General features: G+C 73.7%; 13 protein-coding genes. 8 read left to right on the plus strand and 5 right to left on the minus strand.

From position 1 onward, the window contains the following. The first annotated feature begins 185 nt into the window (after window positions 1-185). From Q2K19_RS29785 to ctaD, 5 genes are all read left to right on the plus strand, one after another. Window positions 186-1,166, plus strand: a complete 981-nt coding sequence (locus Q2K19_RS29785) for a glucosyl-3-phosphoglycerate synthase (protein ID WP_302772827.1) — start codon at window positions 186-188, stop codon at window positions 1,164-1,166. A gap of 124 nt (window positions 1,167-1,290) precedes the next feature. Beyond that, the gene (locus Q2K19_RS29790; protein ID WP_302765481.1) at window positions 1,291-2,463 is read left to right on the plus strand and encodes a glycosyltransferase; all 1,173 of its coding nucleotides are present in this window, start codon (window positions 1,291-1,293) and stop codon (window positions 2,461-2,463) included. 114 nt (window positions 2,464-2,577) lie between these two features. After that, on the plus strand, window positions 2,578-3,042 hold the full coding sequence (locus tag Q2K19_RS29795) for a DUF4383 domain-containing protein (RefSeq protein ID WP_302765482.1): 465 nt from the start codon (window positions 2,578-2,580) through the stop codon (window positions 3,040-3,042). Between the two features lie 94 nt (window positions 3,043-3,136). Continuing rightward, window positions 3,137-3,868 (plus strand): ATP-binding protein, encoded by a 732-nt coding sequence (locus Q2K19_RS29800; protein ID WP_302765483.1) that lies wholly within the window; start codon window positions 3,137-3,139, stop codon window positions 3,866-3,868. Window positions 3,869-3,955: 87 nt separating this feature from the next. After that, window positions 3,956-5,959, plus strand: coding sequence for an aa3-type cytochrome oxidase subunit I (gene ctaD, locus Q2K19_RS29805; protein ID WP_302765484.1), 2,004 nt, complete (start codon window positions 3,956-3,958; stop codon window positions 5,957-5,959). A 61-nt stretch (window positions 5,960-6,020) separates the two neighbouring features. Here ctaD and Q2K19_RS29810 read toward each other — a convergent pair whose 3' ends face one another. The 4 genes from Q2K19_RS29810 to Q2K19_RS29825 form a co-directional block, all read right to left on the minus strand. Beyond that, window positions 6,021-7,154, minus strand: a complete 1,134-nt coding sequence (locus Q2K19_RS29810) for a SigB/SigF/SigG family RNA polymerase sigma factor (protein ID WP_302765485.1) — start codon at window positions 7,152-7,154, stop codon at window positions 6,021-6,023. 236 nt (window positions 7,155-7,390) lie between these two features. After that, window positions 7,391-8,809 (minus strand): hypothetical protein, encoded by a 1,419-nt coding sequence (locus tag Q2K19_RS29815; RefSeq protein ID WP_446839745.1) that lies wholly within the window; start codon window positions 8,807-8,809, stop codon window positions 7,391-7,393. A gap of 289 nt (window positions 8,810-9,098) precedes the next feature. Continuing rightward, window positions 9,099-10,862: a thiamine pyrophosphate-binding protein gene (locus Q2K19_RS29820; protein ID WP_302765487.1), complete on the minus strand. Its 1,764-nt coding sequence runs from the start codon at window positions 10,860-10,862 to the stop codon at window positions 9,099-9,101. Beyond that, window positions 10,855-11,979, minus strand: a complete 1,125-nt coding sequence (locus Q2K19_RS29825) for a baeRF2 domain-containing protein (protein WP_302765488.1) — start codon at window positions 11,977-11,979, stop codon at window positions 10,855-10,857. The genes Q2K19_RS29820 and Q2K19_RS29825 overlap by 8 nt, the downstream gene beginning before the upstream one ends. 141 nt (window positions 11,980-12,120) lie before the next feature. On the opposite strand from Q2K19_RS29825, the gene Q2K19_RS29830 reads away from it, so the two are divergent. Together Q2K19_RS29830 and Q2K19_RS29835 are read left to right on the plus strand one after the other, a co-directional pair. After that, window positions 12,121-12,669, plus strand: coding sequence for a hypothetical protein (locus Q2K19_RS29830; protein WP_302772828.1), 549 nt, complete (start codon window positions 12,121-12,123; stop codon window positions 12,667-12,669). A 36-nt stretch (window positions 12,670-12,705) separates the two neighbouring features. Continuing rightward, on the plus strand, window positions 12,706-13,596 hold the full coding sequence (locus Q2K19_RS29835) for an alpha/beta fold hydrolase (protein WP_302765489.1): 891 nt from the start codon (window positions 12,706-12,708) through the stop codon (window positions 13,594-13,596). Here the strand turns inward: Q2K19_RS29835 and Q2K19_RS29840 are convergent. Continuing rightward, window positions 13,580-13,918 (minus strand): DUF3817 domain-containing protein, encoded by a 339-nt coding sequence (locus Q2K19_RS29840; RefSeq protein WP_302765490.1) that lies wholly within the window; start codon window positions 13,916-13,918, stop codon window positions 13,580-13,582. The genes Q2K19_RS29835 and Q2K19_RS29840 overlap by 17 nt on opposite strands. Window positions 13,919-14,100: 182 nt before the next feature. On the opposite strand from Q2K19_RS29840, the gene Q2K19_RS29845 reads away from it, so the two are divergent. Beyond that, the gene (locus Q2K19_RS29845; protein ID WP_302765492.1) at window positions 14,101-15,579 is read left to right on the plus strand and encodes a glutamate--cysteine ligase family protein; all 1,479 of its coding nucleotides are present in this window, start codon (window positions 14,101-14,103) and stop codon (window positions 15,577-15,579) included. Window positions 15,580-15,597 lie beyond the last annotated feature (18 nt).

Consider the following 15,597-nt stretch of genomic DNA (forward strand, 5'->3'; position numbering starts at 1 on the left):
CTCCCCTGGTGGGCGCGCAATCAAACGTTCACCGGCGGGGAACCGACCGGTGCCCGGGGCGTGATCAGGCTGTTAGGCATGATCCGGTTAGCGCGGGCTGCGGACTGGGAAAACCAGAAGCCCGCGTTCCGCCACGACCTGGGGGTGTGCCAGTGCGGGATACAGAATCGATCGTCTCACCGGTGGTGGAGGCCTGGGCCACGTACCGCACCACCTCGGCCGACGACTGGCCGGTGCGGCGACTGCTGCGGGCCAAGGGGGACAGCCGGGTCAGCGTGGTGCTGCCGGCCCGCAACGAGGAAGCCACCGTGGGCGCGATCGTGTCGACGATCCGGGAGAACCTGATGGACCGGGTCCCGCTGGTGGACGAACTGATCGTGGTGGACTCCCGGTCCACCGACCGGACCGCCCAGGTCGCCCGGGCCGCCGGCGCCGAGGTGGTCGGCCAGGACGCGATGACCCGCGGACTGCCCCGGCTCACCGGCAAGGGCGACGCGCTCTGGGCCGGGCTGGCGGCGGCCGAGGGTGATGTCGTCGCCTTCATCGACGCCGACCTGCGCGAATTCCGGCCGCACTTCGTCAGCGGGGTGCTCGGCCCGCTGCTGACCGACCCCTCGGTCGACTTCGTCAAGGGCTTCTACCACCGGCCGCTGGTCGGCGCGACCAGCGTGGAGGCCGACGGCGGCGGCCGGGTGACGGAGCTGATGGCCCGGCCGCTGCTCAACCTCTTCTGGCCGGAGCTGGCCGGCTTCGTGCAGCCGCTCGCCGGCGAGTACGCGGGCCGCCGCGAGGTGCTGGAGCAGGTGCCGTTCGTCACCGGGTACGGCGTCGAGACGGCCATGCTCATCGACCTGCTGGAACTGGTCGGACTGGACGCGCTCGCCCAGGTGGACCTCGGTGAGCGGAAGCATCGGCACCAGGACACGGCCGCGCTGGGCCGGATGTCCGCGCAGATCATGCTGACGGCCTGGTCGCGCCTGCAGCGGCGGGGCTGGGCGGCCCCGGGCAGCATGCCGACCCCGCTGCTGACCCAGTTCCGCCGCGGCGGCTCGGACGCGCTGCCGAACCTGGACCGGGAGATCGTGGTCAGCGACGTGTCGGTCGAGGAACGCCCGCCGCTGGCGCAGCTGCGCCACCGGGTGCCCAGACGGCGGGTCGCGGCGTGAGACGACCGCAGGGCGGTGGCGGTTGCCGGTCGACCGGACCGGCGGATGACGACCGGTCCGCGGGGCCGGTCGCTGGCACGCGGAGGGCCGACGGGGGCGCCGCCGAGGGAAGGATCAGCGCAGCATGAGTCTCACCGTCCTGATGAACGCCGGTCCCTGGTTGTCCGTCCCGCCGCCCGGCTACGGCGGCATCGAGAACGTGGTCGCCACCCTCGTGCCGGAGCTGCGCAAGCTCGGCGTCCGGGTGGTGCTCGCCTCGGTGGAGACCAGCACGCTGCCCGTCGACGAGAAGATCTCGGTCTTCCCGGACGGGCAGTTCCCTGCGCTCCAGCGGCCGTACAACCAGGTCTGCGGGATCTCCCAGGCCCACCTCAACGGCGTGGTCCGCGCCCTGCACACCCGGGACGACATCGACCTGGTGCACGACCACGTGGAGGCGGTCGGGCTGGCCACCATGGCCGCGATGGGACCGGACGCGCCGCCGGTGCTGCACACCCTGCACTGGGACCTGGCCAAGCACCCGGAGCTGTACGGGAACCTCGACGGCGGCGAGCGGGTCCGGGTCAACGGGGTCTCCGCCTCGCAGCTCGCCCGGGCGCCCCAGGCCCTGCGGGAGCACTCGGTCGGACACGTGCACCTCTCCACCCCGCTGGCGGTCGGCGCCGACCGCCGGCCGGCGGTGGAGAAGGGCGACTACCTGATCGTGCTGGGCCGGATCAACCCGGGCAAGGGGCAGGACCTCGGCGCCCGGCTGGCGCAGCAGGTCGGTTTCCCGCTGGTGCTCGCCGGCCCGGTCGGGCCGTACCACCGGCCGGAGGACCTGGCCGCGGCGGGCGACGAGGCCCGGCAGAACCCGGACGTCCGGTTCTTCTACGAGCAGGTGGCGCCGTGGGTGGACGGCGACCTGGTCCGCTGGGTGGGCACGGTCGCCGGCCAGGAGCGGGACGACCTGCTCGCCGGGGCGCGCGCCTCGCTGTTCCCGCTGCGCTGGGAGGAGCCGGGCGGTACGGCGGTGGTCGAGTCGCTCTCCCTGGGCACGCCGGTGGTGGCCGTCGCCCGTGGGTGCCTGCCCGAGCTGATCGAGCACGGTCGCACCGGGCTGCTCACCACCGCGGAGGAGGAGCTGGGCGACCTGGTGCTGGCCGCCGGCCTGCTGGAGTCGGACGAGTGCCGGCGGGAGGCCGTCGCCCGGTTCACCCCGGCCGCGATGGCCGAGAAGTACGTGAGCCTGTACGAGCGGGTCCGCCAGCTCGCCGCGCGGCCAGTGCAGCCCGCCCGGCCGCTGCAGCCCGCCTGAGCACTGCCCCCGCCGGCCCGGCCGGCCCGGCCGGCCCGGCCGGGCCGGCCGGCGGGTTTGCCGGTGGCGGGCCGGGGAATGCGCCCGCGGTTCCTGCCCTGTGAGGAGGCCGGCATGACGAACGCGATGGCGCACTCCCGTGGTCGACGCAACCCGGCCGACGGCCGGGCACCGGTACGCCGGGCCGCAGCGACCGTCGGCGTGATCTTCCTGGTGATCGGTGTGCTGGGCTTCATTCCCGGCATCACCACCCACTACAGCGACCTGTACTGGGCCGGGCACAATTCGGAGGCCAAGCTGCTGGGCCTCTTCCAGGTCTCCGTGCTGCACAACATCGTGCACCTGCTCTTCGGCGTGGCCGGCCTGGTGCTGGCCCGGACGATCTCCGGCGCCCGGACCTTCCTGGTCGGCGGTGGCGCGATCTATCTGGTGCTCTGGCTCTACGGCCTGGTGGTCGACCAACACAGCACGGCGAACTTCGTCCCGTTCAACGGGGCCGACAACTGGCTGCACCTGCTGCTGGGGGTCGGCATGATCGCCCTCGGGCTGCTCACCACGCGTGGTGCGAATCGTCGCTGACAAGGCGCGGACGGTCGGCTGGTCCGGTTTCGCCCGCCCGCGTCCCGGGTATTTCCAGGTCCTCCCGACGAGACTGGAGAAACGAGGGGCCTGGATGTCGACCCGGATCAGGTGCGAGGTCCGTGACGAGTCGCCGGTCACCGTGGTACGGCTCGCCGGTGAACTCGACCTGGCGAGCATGCGGTCGCTGCACACCGTGCTGGACGGGTGCCTGGCGGCCCAGCCCGACGCGCTCGTGGTGGACCTGGAGCAGCTCGCCGTGACGGACCCGCTGGCGCTCTCCGTCTTCGTGGCGGCCGCCCGGCGGGCCGCCGACTGGCCGGCCGTGCCGATGGTGCTCTGCGCCCCACCGCCGGACACCGCCACCGGGCTCGCCGAGTCCACGGCCTGCCGGGTGGTGCCGGTCCGCCGCGACTGCGCGGAGGCGACCGCCCTGGCCGGCACGGCGATGGCACCGCGGCTGCGGGCCCGGCTGGAGCCGGTCGCCGGGGCCTGCCGGCGGGCCCGGGAGCTGGTCACGGACGCCTGCGGCCGGTGGAACATCCCCGAGCTGGCCGGCCCGGCCTCGCTGGTGCTCACCGAGCTGGTCGGCAACGTGGTGCGGCACGCCGGCACGCCGATGCACGTGACGCTGACCCTGCGCAAGCCGTACCTGCGGGTGGCCGTGATGGACGGCAGCCCGGCGGACGCGCGGGCCGCCACCGGTACCGATCCGCGGGCCGAGGGGGGACGCGGGCTGATGCTGGTGCGGGAGTTGACCCAGCGCTGGGGCAGCGCGCCGGCCGGCACCGGCAAGGTGGTCTGGGCGATGTTACCGGCGAACTGACCGAATCTTCCGCTCTCGCCTGGTTTCATGGAGACCGGGCCGGGTAGGCGTGCCCGTCCTTTCTGTCGCCAAGACGGGGTGAGAGCCATGCCCAAGCGGGTAGTCACGGAGCCGGCGAGAGACCGGGGGCCGGCGATCCTAGCTCCGGCCCGGTTCGGGGGCTATCCCGGCCCGGTCCGCGAGGCGATCCGGGGCGGCTCGCTTTGGCGGCTGCTGCGCACCACCGACGCCAAGCTGATCGGGCTGCTCTACCTGATCACGTCGTTCGGCTTCTTCCTGATCGGCGGGGTGCTGGCCCTGCTCCTGCGCGCCGAACTGGGCCGCCCGGGGATGCAGTTCCTCTCCCCCGAGCAGTACAACCAGGCGTTCACCATGCACGGCACGATCATGCTGCTGTTCTTCGCCACCCCGCTGGTGTTCGCGTTCGGCAACTACATCGTCCCGCTCCAGATCGGCGCCCCGGACGTCTCGTTCCCGCGGCTGAACGCCTTGGCGTACTGGCTCTACCTGTTCGGCGGGTCGATCCTGATGGCCAGCTTCGTCACCCCCGGGGGCGCGGCGGACTTCGGCTGGTTCGCGTACACGCCGTTGAGCACCGCGCAGCACAGCCCAGGGGTGGGCGGGAACATGTGGGTGGTCGGGCTGGCGCTCTCCGGCCTCGGGACCATCCTCGGCGCGGTCAACATGATCACGACGATCATCACCCTGCGCGCCCCCGGCATGACGATGTTCCGGATGCCGATCTTCACCTGGAACCTGCTGCTCACCAGCGTCCTGGTGATCTTCGTGTTCCCGCTGCTCGCCGCCGCCCTTTTCGCGCTGGCGTCGGACCGGCTCCTGCACTCGCACGTCTACGACCCGACCACCGGCGGACCGATGCTCTGGCAGCACCTGTTCTGGTTCTTCGGCCACCCCGAGGTCTACATCGTGGCGCTGCCGTTCTTCGGCATCGTCACCGAGATCATCCCGGTCTTCGCCCGGAAGCCGATCTTCGGCTACACCGGTCTGGTGCTCGCCACCATCGCGATCACCGTGCTGTCGATGACCGTCTGGGCGCACCACATGTTCGTCACCGGCCAGGTGCTGCTGCCGTTCTTCAGCATCCTGAGCTACCTGATCGCGGTGCCCACCGGGGTCAAGTTCTTCAACTGGATCGGCACCATGTGGAAGGGCCAGCTCACCTTCGAGACGCCGATGCTCTTCGCCGTCGGCTTCCTGGTCACCTTCCTGTTCGGCGGCCTCACCGGGGTGCTGCTGGCCAGCCCGCCGGCGGACTTCCACGTCTCCGACACGTACTTCGTGGTGGCGCATTTCCACTACGTGCTGTTCGGCACGATCGTGTTCGCCGCCTTCGGCGGCGTCTACTTCTGGTTCCCGAAGATGACCGGCCGGATGCTCGACGAGCGGCTCGGCAAGGCCCACTTCTGGACCATGTTCGTCGGCTTCCACATGACGTTCCTGGTGCAGCACTGGCTGGGCAACGAGGGCATGCCCCGGCGGTACGCCGACTACCTGCCCACCGACGGCTTCACCGTCCTGAACGAGATCTCCACCATCGGCTCGTTCATCCTCGGCGCCTCCACCCTGTTCTTCATCTACAACGCCTGGAAGTCGTGGCGGTACGGCGCGATGGTGACCGTGGACGATCCCTGGGGCTACGGCAACTCGCTGGAGTGGGCCACCACCTGCCCGCCCCCGCTGCGCAACTTCGACCGGATGCCGCGGATCCGCTCGGAGCGGCCCGCCTTCGACGCGAAGTACGGGCAGCTCGTCGCCGACCTCGGCCGGGATCTGCCCCAGCGCAGCACCAAGCCGCCGCAGCGGTTCGCCGAAGAGCTGCGGCACGTGCCGTACGCCCCGGAGGCGCCGGCCGCCGAGGGCGCGCACGGCGCCCGCGAGGCGGTCAAGTACCAACCCGCGCCGCAGTCCGGTGCCCGCCCGGTCGAGGTGCCGGAGCCGGAGGAGGTGCTCCGGCCGAGCTTCGAGGAGACCGACGAACCGGAGGAGACCCAGCTCGGCCCGCAGCGCACCCAGCCGTCGAACCCGCGCTGGGAGCACCCCCGGGGGCACGGGGACACCCCGGAGCACTGAGCGCGGGACCATGCCGAAGGGCCGGCGCCGTCGGGCGCCGGCCCTTCCTGGGTGGTACGGGTCAGTCGGCCGGCGGCAGACCAGCCGCGACGAGGGAGCGGCGGACCGCGGGCTGCACCCGGGTCAGTCGCAGCGGGACTCCGGTGCGGGCGGCCGCGTCCCGGCCGGCCATCAACGCGGCGATCCCGCCGGCGTCGAAGCCGCCCGCCCCCACCAGGTCGACGACCACCTCGCGGGGCTGCCCGGTCACCGCCTCCAGCATCGCCTTGCGGAGCTGGTCGGCGCCGTCCCGGTCGACCTCTCCCCCGACCTCGACGACGACCCGGTCGCCGTTCTGCTTGACCGAGATCCGGGTCTTCGCCGGCTCGGACTCGGCCGCGCCGTTCTGCCACGGCGGCGGGGCGTCGGCGAGCATCGCCTGCCGCAGCCAGGTCAGCGCCCGGGAGAGCAGCCGGGAGACGTGCATCTGGGAGATGCCGAACCGGGCCGCGATCTCCGCCTGGGTCTGGTTGCCGTAGAAGCGCATGGCGAGGATCCGCCGCTCCCGCCACGGCAGCCGGTGCAGCAGGCCGCTCACGGTGACCCGGTCGTCGACCGATTCGAGGGCGTTGTCCGACTCGCCCACCAGGTCGCCGAACTCGGCGGAGCTCTCCCCGCCGACCGGCGCGTTGAGCGAGGCCGGGCTGTAGCCGGCGGCCGACTCCAGGGCGGCGAGGATCTCCTCCTCGGGCGTCTCCAGCCGCTCGGCCAGCTCGGCCACCGTGGGCGCGCGGGACAGCTCGCTGGTCAGCGCGGCCGTCGCCTGCCCGACCTCCAGGATCAGGTCGCGCAGCCGGCGCGGCACGTGCACGCCCCAGGTGCGGTCCCGGAAGTGCCGTTTGATCTCGCCGACGATGGTGATCGCCGCGTACGCGGTGAAGGAGCCCCGTTCCGGGTCGTACCGGTCGACGGCGTTGACCAGGCCGAGGCGGGCCACCTGTTCCAGGTCCTCCAGCGGTTCCCCGCGACCCCGGTAGCGGCGGGCCAGCCGGCCGGCGAAGGGCAGCGCGAACCGGACCAGATCGTCCCGCGCCTCCTGCCGCCGCTCGGGCGGCAGCCCCTCGATCCGTGCCGCGTACGCCAGGGCCGCCGCGTCGAGGTCCTCCAGGCCCCGCTCGGTGGGTGGTGGTGTGGGTGTGGTGGTCTGTCCGAACATCCGCGCCTCCCTCAGGAAGGTGTCCCCCGCCCGGATCGGGATGACCGGTCGTGCGCGTGGTCGGGCCACGCACCGGGCCGGAAAGTGGGTTACGTGACGGAACGCCAGGAACGGAGGACGGCTCGCCACTCGGCGTCGTGGGCCGTCGCAGCGAGCGGTGTTCCCGCTCCGTGGTTACTCAATCACGGACCGCAGGATCGCGAGGATGATTCGCCGTTGTTGCTGACCGGGTGGTGTCAGGAGACCATCAGCCCCTGGGCGGCACCGGCCGCGCGGAGCGCCGCGAGCGCCTCGGTCATCGGCAGGGGCGGCGGGACCGGCAGGTCGTACGGCTGGTTGCGCAACACCTCCGTGGCGCGCCGGGTCGGTACGGTGCTCACCGGGTAGCCGCGCGCCGAGCCCCGGTCCAGCGCCCGGCGCCGCCGTCCGAAGGCCGCGACGGCGAGCCATTGCGGCAGGCCGGCCAGGGCGGGCGAGCGGACCCCGGGCGGCTCCGGCAGCACGTCCACCGAGCTGAACGGCTCGCTGCCCGCGAGCCACCACTCCACCCCGTCCACCCGGCGCCGGGTCGCGTTCTCGCACCAGTAGGGCACCAGGCCGGCCCGGATCACCTGCCACGGGTCGAGCAGCCGGCCGCACTCCACCACCAGGCGGTTGCCGGTCTTGCCGGCCCGGCGCAGCCAGTGCCGGTACAGGTCCGCGGTGGCGGCGCTGAGCGCGTCGGGCTGCGGGGCGAGCACCCGGTGCAGCGGATGCCCGTGCCGATCGGTCCAGGTCCGCAGGCCGTGCCCGAAACCGGACTCCACGCCGTGCTCCGCGAAGGCCTGCGGAGAGGAGACGTCCGGCGCCTCCCAGTGCGCCCCGTCGCCGCCGGCCGAACGGAGCACCTGCCGCAAGGCGTGCGCGTCCGGGTGGAAGTCGACCGGGTCGAGGCCGCTGGCCGGGGAGCCGACCTGGAAGCTGTGCCCCTGGCCCTCGTCCAGCACCGGCCAGGTCCGGGCGTCGTCGAGCAGCAGCACCGGCGCGCCGGGTTCGAGCCGGTCGGCCAGGAACCGGGCGTACGCCCCGGGCAGGGACCGCCAGCGCACCGCGAGCGCCAGCGTGGCGCCGGCCGAGGCGCCCCGGCTGGCCGGGCAGTGCACCTGGCGGACGTGCACGTGCGGGTTGCCGGCGAGCAGGCGGCCGGCGAGGGCGGCACCGTGGTCGAGCGCGGCCCGGGGCCGGTCGACCGCGCCGCGGGTCCAGTGCACGGTCATCTCGAAGGCGGCCGGCAGCCAGGGCACGCCCAGGGCCACGGCGAGGTGCACCGCCGCGCCGTGCGGCGCGCCGAGCACCGCCCCGGGCCAGCGGCCCGCCGGGTACTGGTCGGCAATCCAGGCCGCCACCCGCTCGGCGTCCACCTCGGCCACCTGGGCGGGGGTCAGCGCGAGCCGTCCGGCGGCCCGGGCGGCGGCGGCCCGGCGCACCGGCTCGGGCGCGCCGGTGAGGCGGGAGAGCACCGCAGCCTGGCCGAGGTCGCCGCAGTCGTCGCCACGCAGCGCCCGGACGGTCGCCGCCAGCAGTACCCGGGCGGTGCTGCCCGGGGCCACGATCCGCTCGGCGGCCAGCCCGGCACCGCCGGCCGGCCCCACCGGCCCCTTGCGCACCGATCCCACCGTGCTTCGTTCGCTCACCACGCGGCCCGGCTTCCCGTCCCTATGGGGTCTAAACGGGGCATCCCCCCACGGGTCGGACCAATCCTCGGGTGTCCGTCGGCGGGGCGTTGACCACGCACCGCACCCAGGCGCGTCGACTCGCCCTGCCCCGCCGTCCAGGGGCGCAACGGGAGCGCCGGGCCAGCCGGTCCAGGGCGGGGCACCGGCCGCACGACGCCCGAGCGGTACGCCTCGGTGAGGCGTACCGCTCGGGCGCAGACCCGCCGCCGACACGGCGGCGTCGACCGGTTCAGACCAGGTCCTCGGCCTCCACGGTCCACCGGTTCTGCAGCATGCTCTCCCGCACCCGGCGCGCGGCGTCCCCGTCGGCGAAGAGGCCGCGCAGGTCCGCCAGGGCCGGTTCCGGCGGGTCCAGCGCCACCGCCGGATCGACCACCGCCTCCAGCACGGCGGGCCGGTCCACGGCCAGCACCTCGTCCCAGGCGGGACCGACCAGCTCGGGGCGGTCCAACCGGACGCCGTGCAGGCCGAGCAGCCGGGCCCAGCCGGCGTACGGCACGTCGAGGCGCCGGTCGGTGACCGCGCCGCCGGGCTGCCGCCCGCCGCCCGTACCCGAGTGGTCGCGGTTGTTCAGCACCAGCACGATCAGTCGCGGGTCGCGCCACTCCCGCCAGTGGTGCGCCACGGTGATCAGCTCGGCCAGCCCGTTGAGCTGCATCGCCCCGTCGCCGAGCAGCGCGAGCACCGGCTCGTCGGGGCGGGCCAGCTTGGCCGCCACCGCGTACGGCAGTGCGCACCCGATCGAGCCGAGCGTGCCGCAGAGCTGCGCGCGAACGCCCGGCGGCAGCTCCAGGTGGCGGGCGTACCAGTAGATGACCGAGCCGACGTCGACGGCCACGGCACCCCGGTGCGGCAGACGGCCGGCGAGTTCGTGCAGCACGAGCTGCGGGTTGATCGGTTCGGCCGGCGCGGCGGCCCGGGCCGCCGCCTCCTCCCGCCACCGGTCCACGGAGCTCTCCACCACGCCCCGCCACTGCTGGTTGGGGCGGTCCGGCACCCGGGCCAGCAACGCCCGGAGCGTCTCCGCCGCGTCGCCCACCAGCGGCACGTCCACCGGGTAGCGGGTGCCGATCCGCCGGCCGTCGATGTCGATCTGGATGGTCCGCACCTGGCCGGGCATCGGGAACCAGTCGGTCCACGGGTCGTTGGTGCCGACCAGGAGCAGCGTGTCGCAGCCCCCCATCAGCTGGGCGGCGGCCGTGGTGCCGACCTCGCCGAGCACCCCGGTATGGAAGGGCAGCCGCTCGTCCAGCACCGGCTTGCCCAGCAGCGAGCAGGCCACCCCGGCACCCAGCCGGTCGACCAGCGCCACGATCTCGTCGCCCGCGCCGTGCGCGCCCTGGCCGACCAGCACCGCCACCCGCTGGCCGGTGGTCAGCAGCGAGGCGGCGGCCGCCAGGTCGCCGTCGTGCGGCAGCACCCGGGCCAGCGGCTCGCCCGGGGTCGCCGACACCACACCGGCGGTCTGCGGTGGCAGGTCCGGCACGACGGCCACCTGGACCGCGTGCGGCAACACCACGCAGGTCGGGCTGCGGGTCGCGGCCGCGGTGCGGAACGCCTGGTCGAGCACGGCCGGCACCTGGCCCGGTACCCGCGCGTACCGGACGAACTGGTTGCACACGTCGCCGAAGAGCCGGCTCAGCCCGATCTCCTCGTGCGCGCCGCCGAGCGGCCCGCTGACGTCCTCCCCGACGATCGCCACCACCGGCTTGCTGTCCAGCTTGGCGTCGTAGAGACCGTTGAGCAGGTGTACCGCGCTCGGCCCCTGGGTGGCCAGGCAGACGCCGATCTCACCGGTGAACTTGGCATGGCCGGTGGCCATGAACGCGGCGGTCTCCTCGTGCCGGGCGGGGATGAACTCCGGATCCCCGCCGGCGGCGTCCAGCGCCGCCACCACGGGGGCGATCGCCGCGCCCGGGTAGCCGAACGCCCGGGGTACCCGCCAGGCGCGCAGCCGCTCGACGACCAGGTCCGCCCCCGTACGATCAGCCATTGCCCCGGCCGGGGGTGCTCGCGTCGACGTAGCGCAGCACCGCGCCGACCCCGTCGGTCAGCTCCGGCGCCTCCTCCGGCGCGAGCACGGTCAGTTCGGCGTCGGTGCCGATCAGCGCGCGCAGCAGCGCGGCGTCGGCGCGTACCTTCTGCGGATCGGCCACCGACATGGCCTCCAACTGCCGTGGATCGGTGGCGATCTCGGTCGGCTCGGGACCGACCCACAGCTCCCCGTCGGCGGACGGGTCGTCCACGATCAGCATGGTGTCGACCTGGTTGCGTTGCAGCGCGGAGACCACGGCGTCCAGGCCGGCCCCGACGTCCTCCTGCACGCCGAACCGGTCCAGCGCGGTGGTGATCCGCTGGTCGGCGATCTCGGCGATGGTCTGCACGGTGACGTCGTCCATGGCCATCGGGTCCGCGCCCCGGCTGCGGGAGCCGGCGTCCGTCCGTACCAGCACGTCCTGCCAGCGCTCCGGGAGCTGGGCGGCGATCATGCCGCTGGCCCGGATGTCGCCGGCGACCACCACCACGTCCGCGCCGACCTTGTCGGCCAGCTCGGCGGTGGCCGCGGCGGCGTCCCCGGCGTTGTGGTGCCACGCCTCCATCGCCGCGCGCTGGTAGCGCGACTGGGACCACCCGCCCGGCTTGACCTGGCGGAGCTGATAGCTCTCGCGTCCGACGATGTGCGCCTTCCGGGGCACCCCGCCGGCGCTGACCGCGATGGCATCCGCGCCGATCCGGTCGGCCAGCACCCGGACCCAGGCGATCTGCTCGCCGCGCTGGGCGACCAGCGGCATGGTGTGCGGCAGGGCCGACCAGGTGCCCAGGTCCCGCAGCGGCGGCGCGGAGAGGTACTCGGTCAGCACCACCCGCCCCCGGTTGGCGAAGACCGCGATGCCGTAGTCCCCCGGCATCGGGTCGTGCCGGCGGACGACCTCCTCGACCGCCTCGACGGTAACCTGGTCGGCGCCCTGCTCCAGCAGGCGCCCCTTGAGCGCGCGCCAGCGCAGGTCGACCGCCGGACGAGAGTCGTGGGTGTCCCGGGAGGCGTCCAGGTACACCGAGCACCACGGCCCGGGTCGGTCGTAGAGCGGGCGCAGGAAGGACAGCTGCATGCTCGACCCCTTTCCAGCTCGGCCGCACGCATACCCGCGCCACCCGGGATGTCACCTGATCGGGGCGGCGCGTGACCGGCGTTCATTCACGTCGTTCAACCCGAGGAGCCGATACCATCGGTGAACGAAACGGGACTCTGGGTGGTGAACATGGACACGGAGCTGCACAGCCGGCGCCTCGTCCACCCGACGGAACGCATCGTCACCGGCCGGCTGGTCCGGCTGATGGAGGGGTACGCCCGCGAGGTCCGGGTCAGGCAGCCGGTGCTGGTCGCGGTGCTCACCGCGGCGGGCGTGGTGCTGCTGCTGGCACGGCTGGTACGGGCACTGCTCAGTACCGGCGGCGGGGGCACCCGGCGCAGCTTCAAGGAGCTGAAGAAGGGGCCCGAGTTCCTGGTCACCCCGGTACGGGTGCGCGAGGTCGGCGACCGGCTGGTGGAGGTCGAACTGCACGGCCACCTGCCGCAGAGCGCCCTCTATCCCGGCGACCACGTGCAGCTCACGCTGCGCCCGCAGCGCGACGCGGACCTGCCACCCCGGATCGAGCGGATCGTCAACCTGACCACGGGCCAGCAGCTCACGCCGCGCACCGCCACGGTCTGGTCCCACCTGGGTCCGGCGCTGCTGCTCCAGGCGGCGCTCGGCGCGCTGCTGGTGCTGGGCGTCACCGCCTGCTCGGCGCTCACCTGAGGTTTCCGGCCCGGCGCGCGTGGGCACCGCTGGCCCATGTTCCCCGGCTTCACCCTCGACGAGATCGACGTCGGCCCGGTACGCCTGCGGGTCCGGCACGGCGGCTCGGGGCCGCCGGTGGTGCTGCTGCACGGGCATCCGCGTACCCATGCCACCTGGCACCGGGTCGCCCCGCTGCTCGCCGCCCGGCACACGGTGATCTGCCCGGACCTGCGCGGCTACGGCGGCTCGTCGAAACCGCCGAGCGACCCGGCGCACACCACGTACGCCAAGCGGGCGATGGCCGCCGACGTGGTCGCGCTGCTCGACGCGCTCGGCCACTCACGAGCGGCGGTGGTCGGCCACGACCGGGGCGCGTACGTGGCCATGCGGACCGCGCTGGACCACGCGGACCGGGTGAGCCGGCTGGGGGTGCTCGACGGGGTGCCGATCGGTGCGGCGCTCGCCCGCTGCGACGCCCGGTTCGCGGCCCGCTGGTGGCACTGGTTCTTCCTAGGCCAGCTCGACAAGCCGGCCGAGCGGGTGATCAACGCCGATCCGGACGCCTGGTACGGCGGCTCGTCGGAGGCGATGGGCGCGGAGGCGTACGCCGACTACCGGCGGGCCATCCACAACCCGGCCACCGTGCACGCGATGTGCGAGGACTACCGGGCCGGGCTGGGCCCGGATCGGGCGGCCGACGAGGCGGACCGGGCGGCCGGGCGGCGGATCACCTGCCCGGTGCTCTTCGTCTGGTCGGAGCGGGACGACATGGTCGACCTGTACGGGGACCCGGCCGCGATCTGGCGGGACTGGGCCGACGACGTCCGGGCCGCCTCGGTGCCCTGCGGCCACCACATGGCCGAGGAGGCACCGGAGCACCTGGCCGGCCTGCTGGCCGACTTCCTTACCGAGACGACGCCCGGGCCGGTCAGCCGACCGGGGTGAGGGGGCGCTCCGCCGGTGCGGGCGCGCCGAGCAGGCCGCGGCGGCGGGCCCAGCGCTCGAAGAGCACGGTGGCGAAGGGCGGGACGGCGCAGACCAGCGCGATGCCGGTGTGCCGCAGCGACCAGCGGCGCCGCCGGGCCACCACGAGCACCAGGAGCCCGTACGCCACGAAGAGCGCCCCGTGGATCGGGCCGAACACGTGCACGCCGATCTCGTTGCGCGGCGGGCCGTACTTGACCACCATGCCGGCCAGCAGGGCCGCCCAGGAGCAGGCCTCGGCGACCGCCGCCGCCACGAACAGCCGGACCCACCTGTCGCGCATGAACCACTCCCCTCGCTCGGCAGCGATGCTAGCCGGGCCGGCACCGCAGACCCGCGGGACGAACGCCGGACGCGACAGGGATCACCAGGCCCGCCGCTGGGTAAGTAAAGGTCATTCGGGCCTTCCCCTCCCCCGCCGTGGCGTGCGAGGTTAGGGAAACCAGCGGTGACAGGGCGGTGACCATGGGCGAGGACGTCGGCGCGCGGACCTTCAGCCGGGAGGATCGGGCCCGCTACCGGGACAAGGTGCGGCGTTGCCTGGACGTCTTCGCGGAGATGCTGCGCGAGTCGCGCTTCGACGTGGAACGGCCGATGACCGGGCTGGAGATCGAACTCAATCTGGTCGACGACGACGCGCAGCCGACGATGCGCAACGCGGACGTGCTCGCGGCGGTGGCCGACCCGGACTTCCAGACCGAGCTGGGTCAGTTCAACGTGGAGATCAACGTGGCGCCCCGCCGGCTCGCCGGCACCGGCACCGCCCAGTTCGAAAAGCACGTCCGGGCCAGCCTCAACGCGGCCGAGGAGAAGGCCCGGACGGTCGGCGCGCACATGGTGATGATCGGGATCCTGCCGACCCTGCGACCCGAGCACCTGACCGCCGCCACCCTCTCGGCCAACCCCCGCTACGCCCTGCTGAACGAGCAGATCTTCGCCGCCCGGGGGGAGGACCTGCCGATCTCGATCAGCGGGGTGGAACGGCTCGCCACCACCGCCGACACCATCACCCCCGAGGCCGCCTGCACCAGCACCCAGTTCCACCTCCAGGTCAGCCCGGCCCAGTTCGCCGACCACTGGAACGCCGCCCAGGCCGTCGCCGGCGTCCAGGTCGCGCTCGGCGCGAACTCGCCGCTCTTCTTCGGCCGGGAGCTGTGGCGGGAGACCCGGGTGCCGCTGTTCCAGCAGGCCACCGACACCCGCTCGGAGGAGATCAAGGCCCAGGGGGTACGCCCGCGGGTCTGGTTCGGGGAACGCTGGATCACCAGCGTCTTCGACCTGTTCGAGGAGAACGTGCGCTACTTCCCGGCCCTGCTGCCGGTCTGCGACCCGGAGGACCCGGCGCAGGCCCTGGCCGGCGGCGGGGTGCCGAGGCTCGCCGAGCTGCGGCTGCACAACGGCACCATCTACCGGTGGAACCGCCCGGTCTATGACGTGCTGAAGGGGCGCCCGCACCTGCGGGTGGAGAACCGGGTGCTGCCGGCCGGCCCGACCGTGATCGACACCGTCGCCAACGGCGCCTTCTATTTCGGTGTGGTCCGCGCGCTCGCCGAGTCGGACCGGCCGCTGTGGTCACAGATGTCGTTCAGCGCCGCCGAGGAGAACTTCACCGTGTGCGCCCGGCACGGCATCGACGCCCAGGTGTTCTGGCCCGGGCTGGGCTACCTGCCGGTGACCGAGCTGGTGCTGCGCCGGCTGCTGCCGCTGGCGTACCACGGGCTGGACCGGTGGGGCCTCGACCCGGGCGAGCGGGACCGGCTGCTCGGGATCATCGAGCAGCGCTGCCTCACCGGGCGCAACGGCGCCACCTGGCAGGTGGAGACCCTGCACCGGCTCGAACAGGCCGACCACCTGGACCGGCCGGAGGCGCTGCGCGAGGTGGTCCGCCACTACGTCGACCTGATGCACAGCAACCGCCCGGTCCACGAGTGGCCGCTGCCCTGACCCGACGGTCACCGCGGG

This window comes from Micromonospora sp. NBRC 110009 (assembly GCF_030518795.1).
Taxonomy (GTDB): Bacteria; Actinomycetota; Actinomycetes; order Mycobacteriales; family Micromonosporaceae; genus Micromonospora.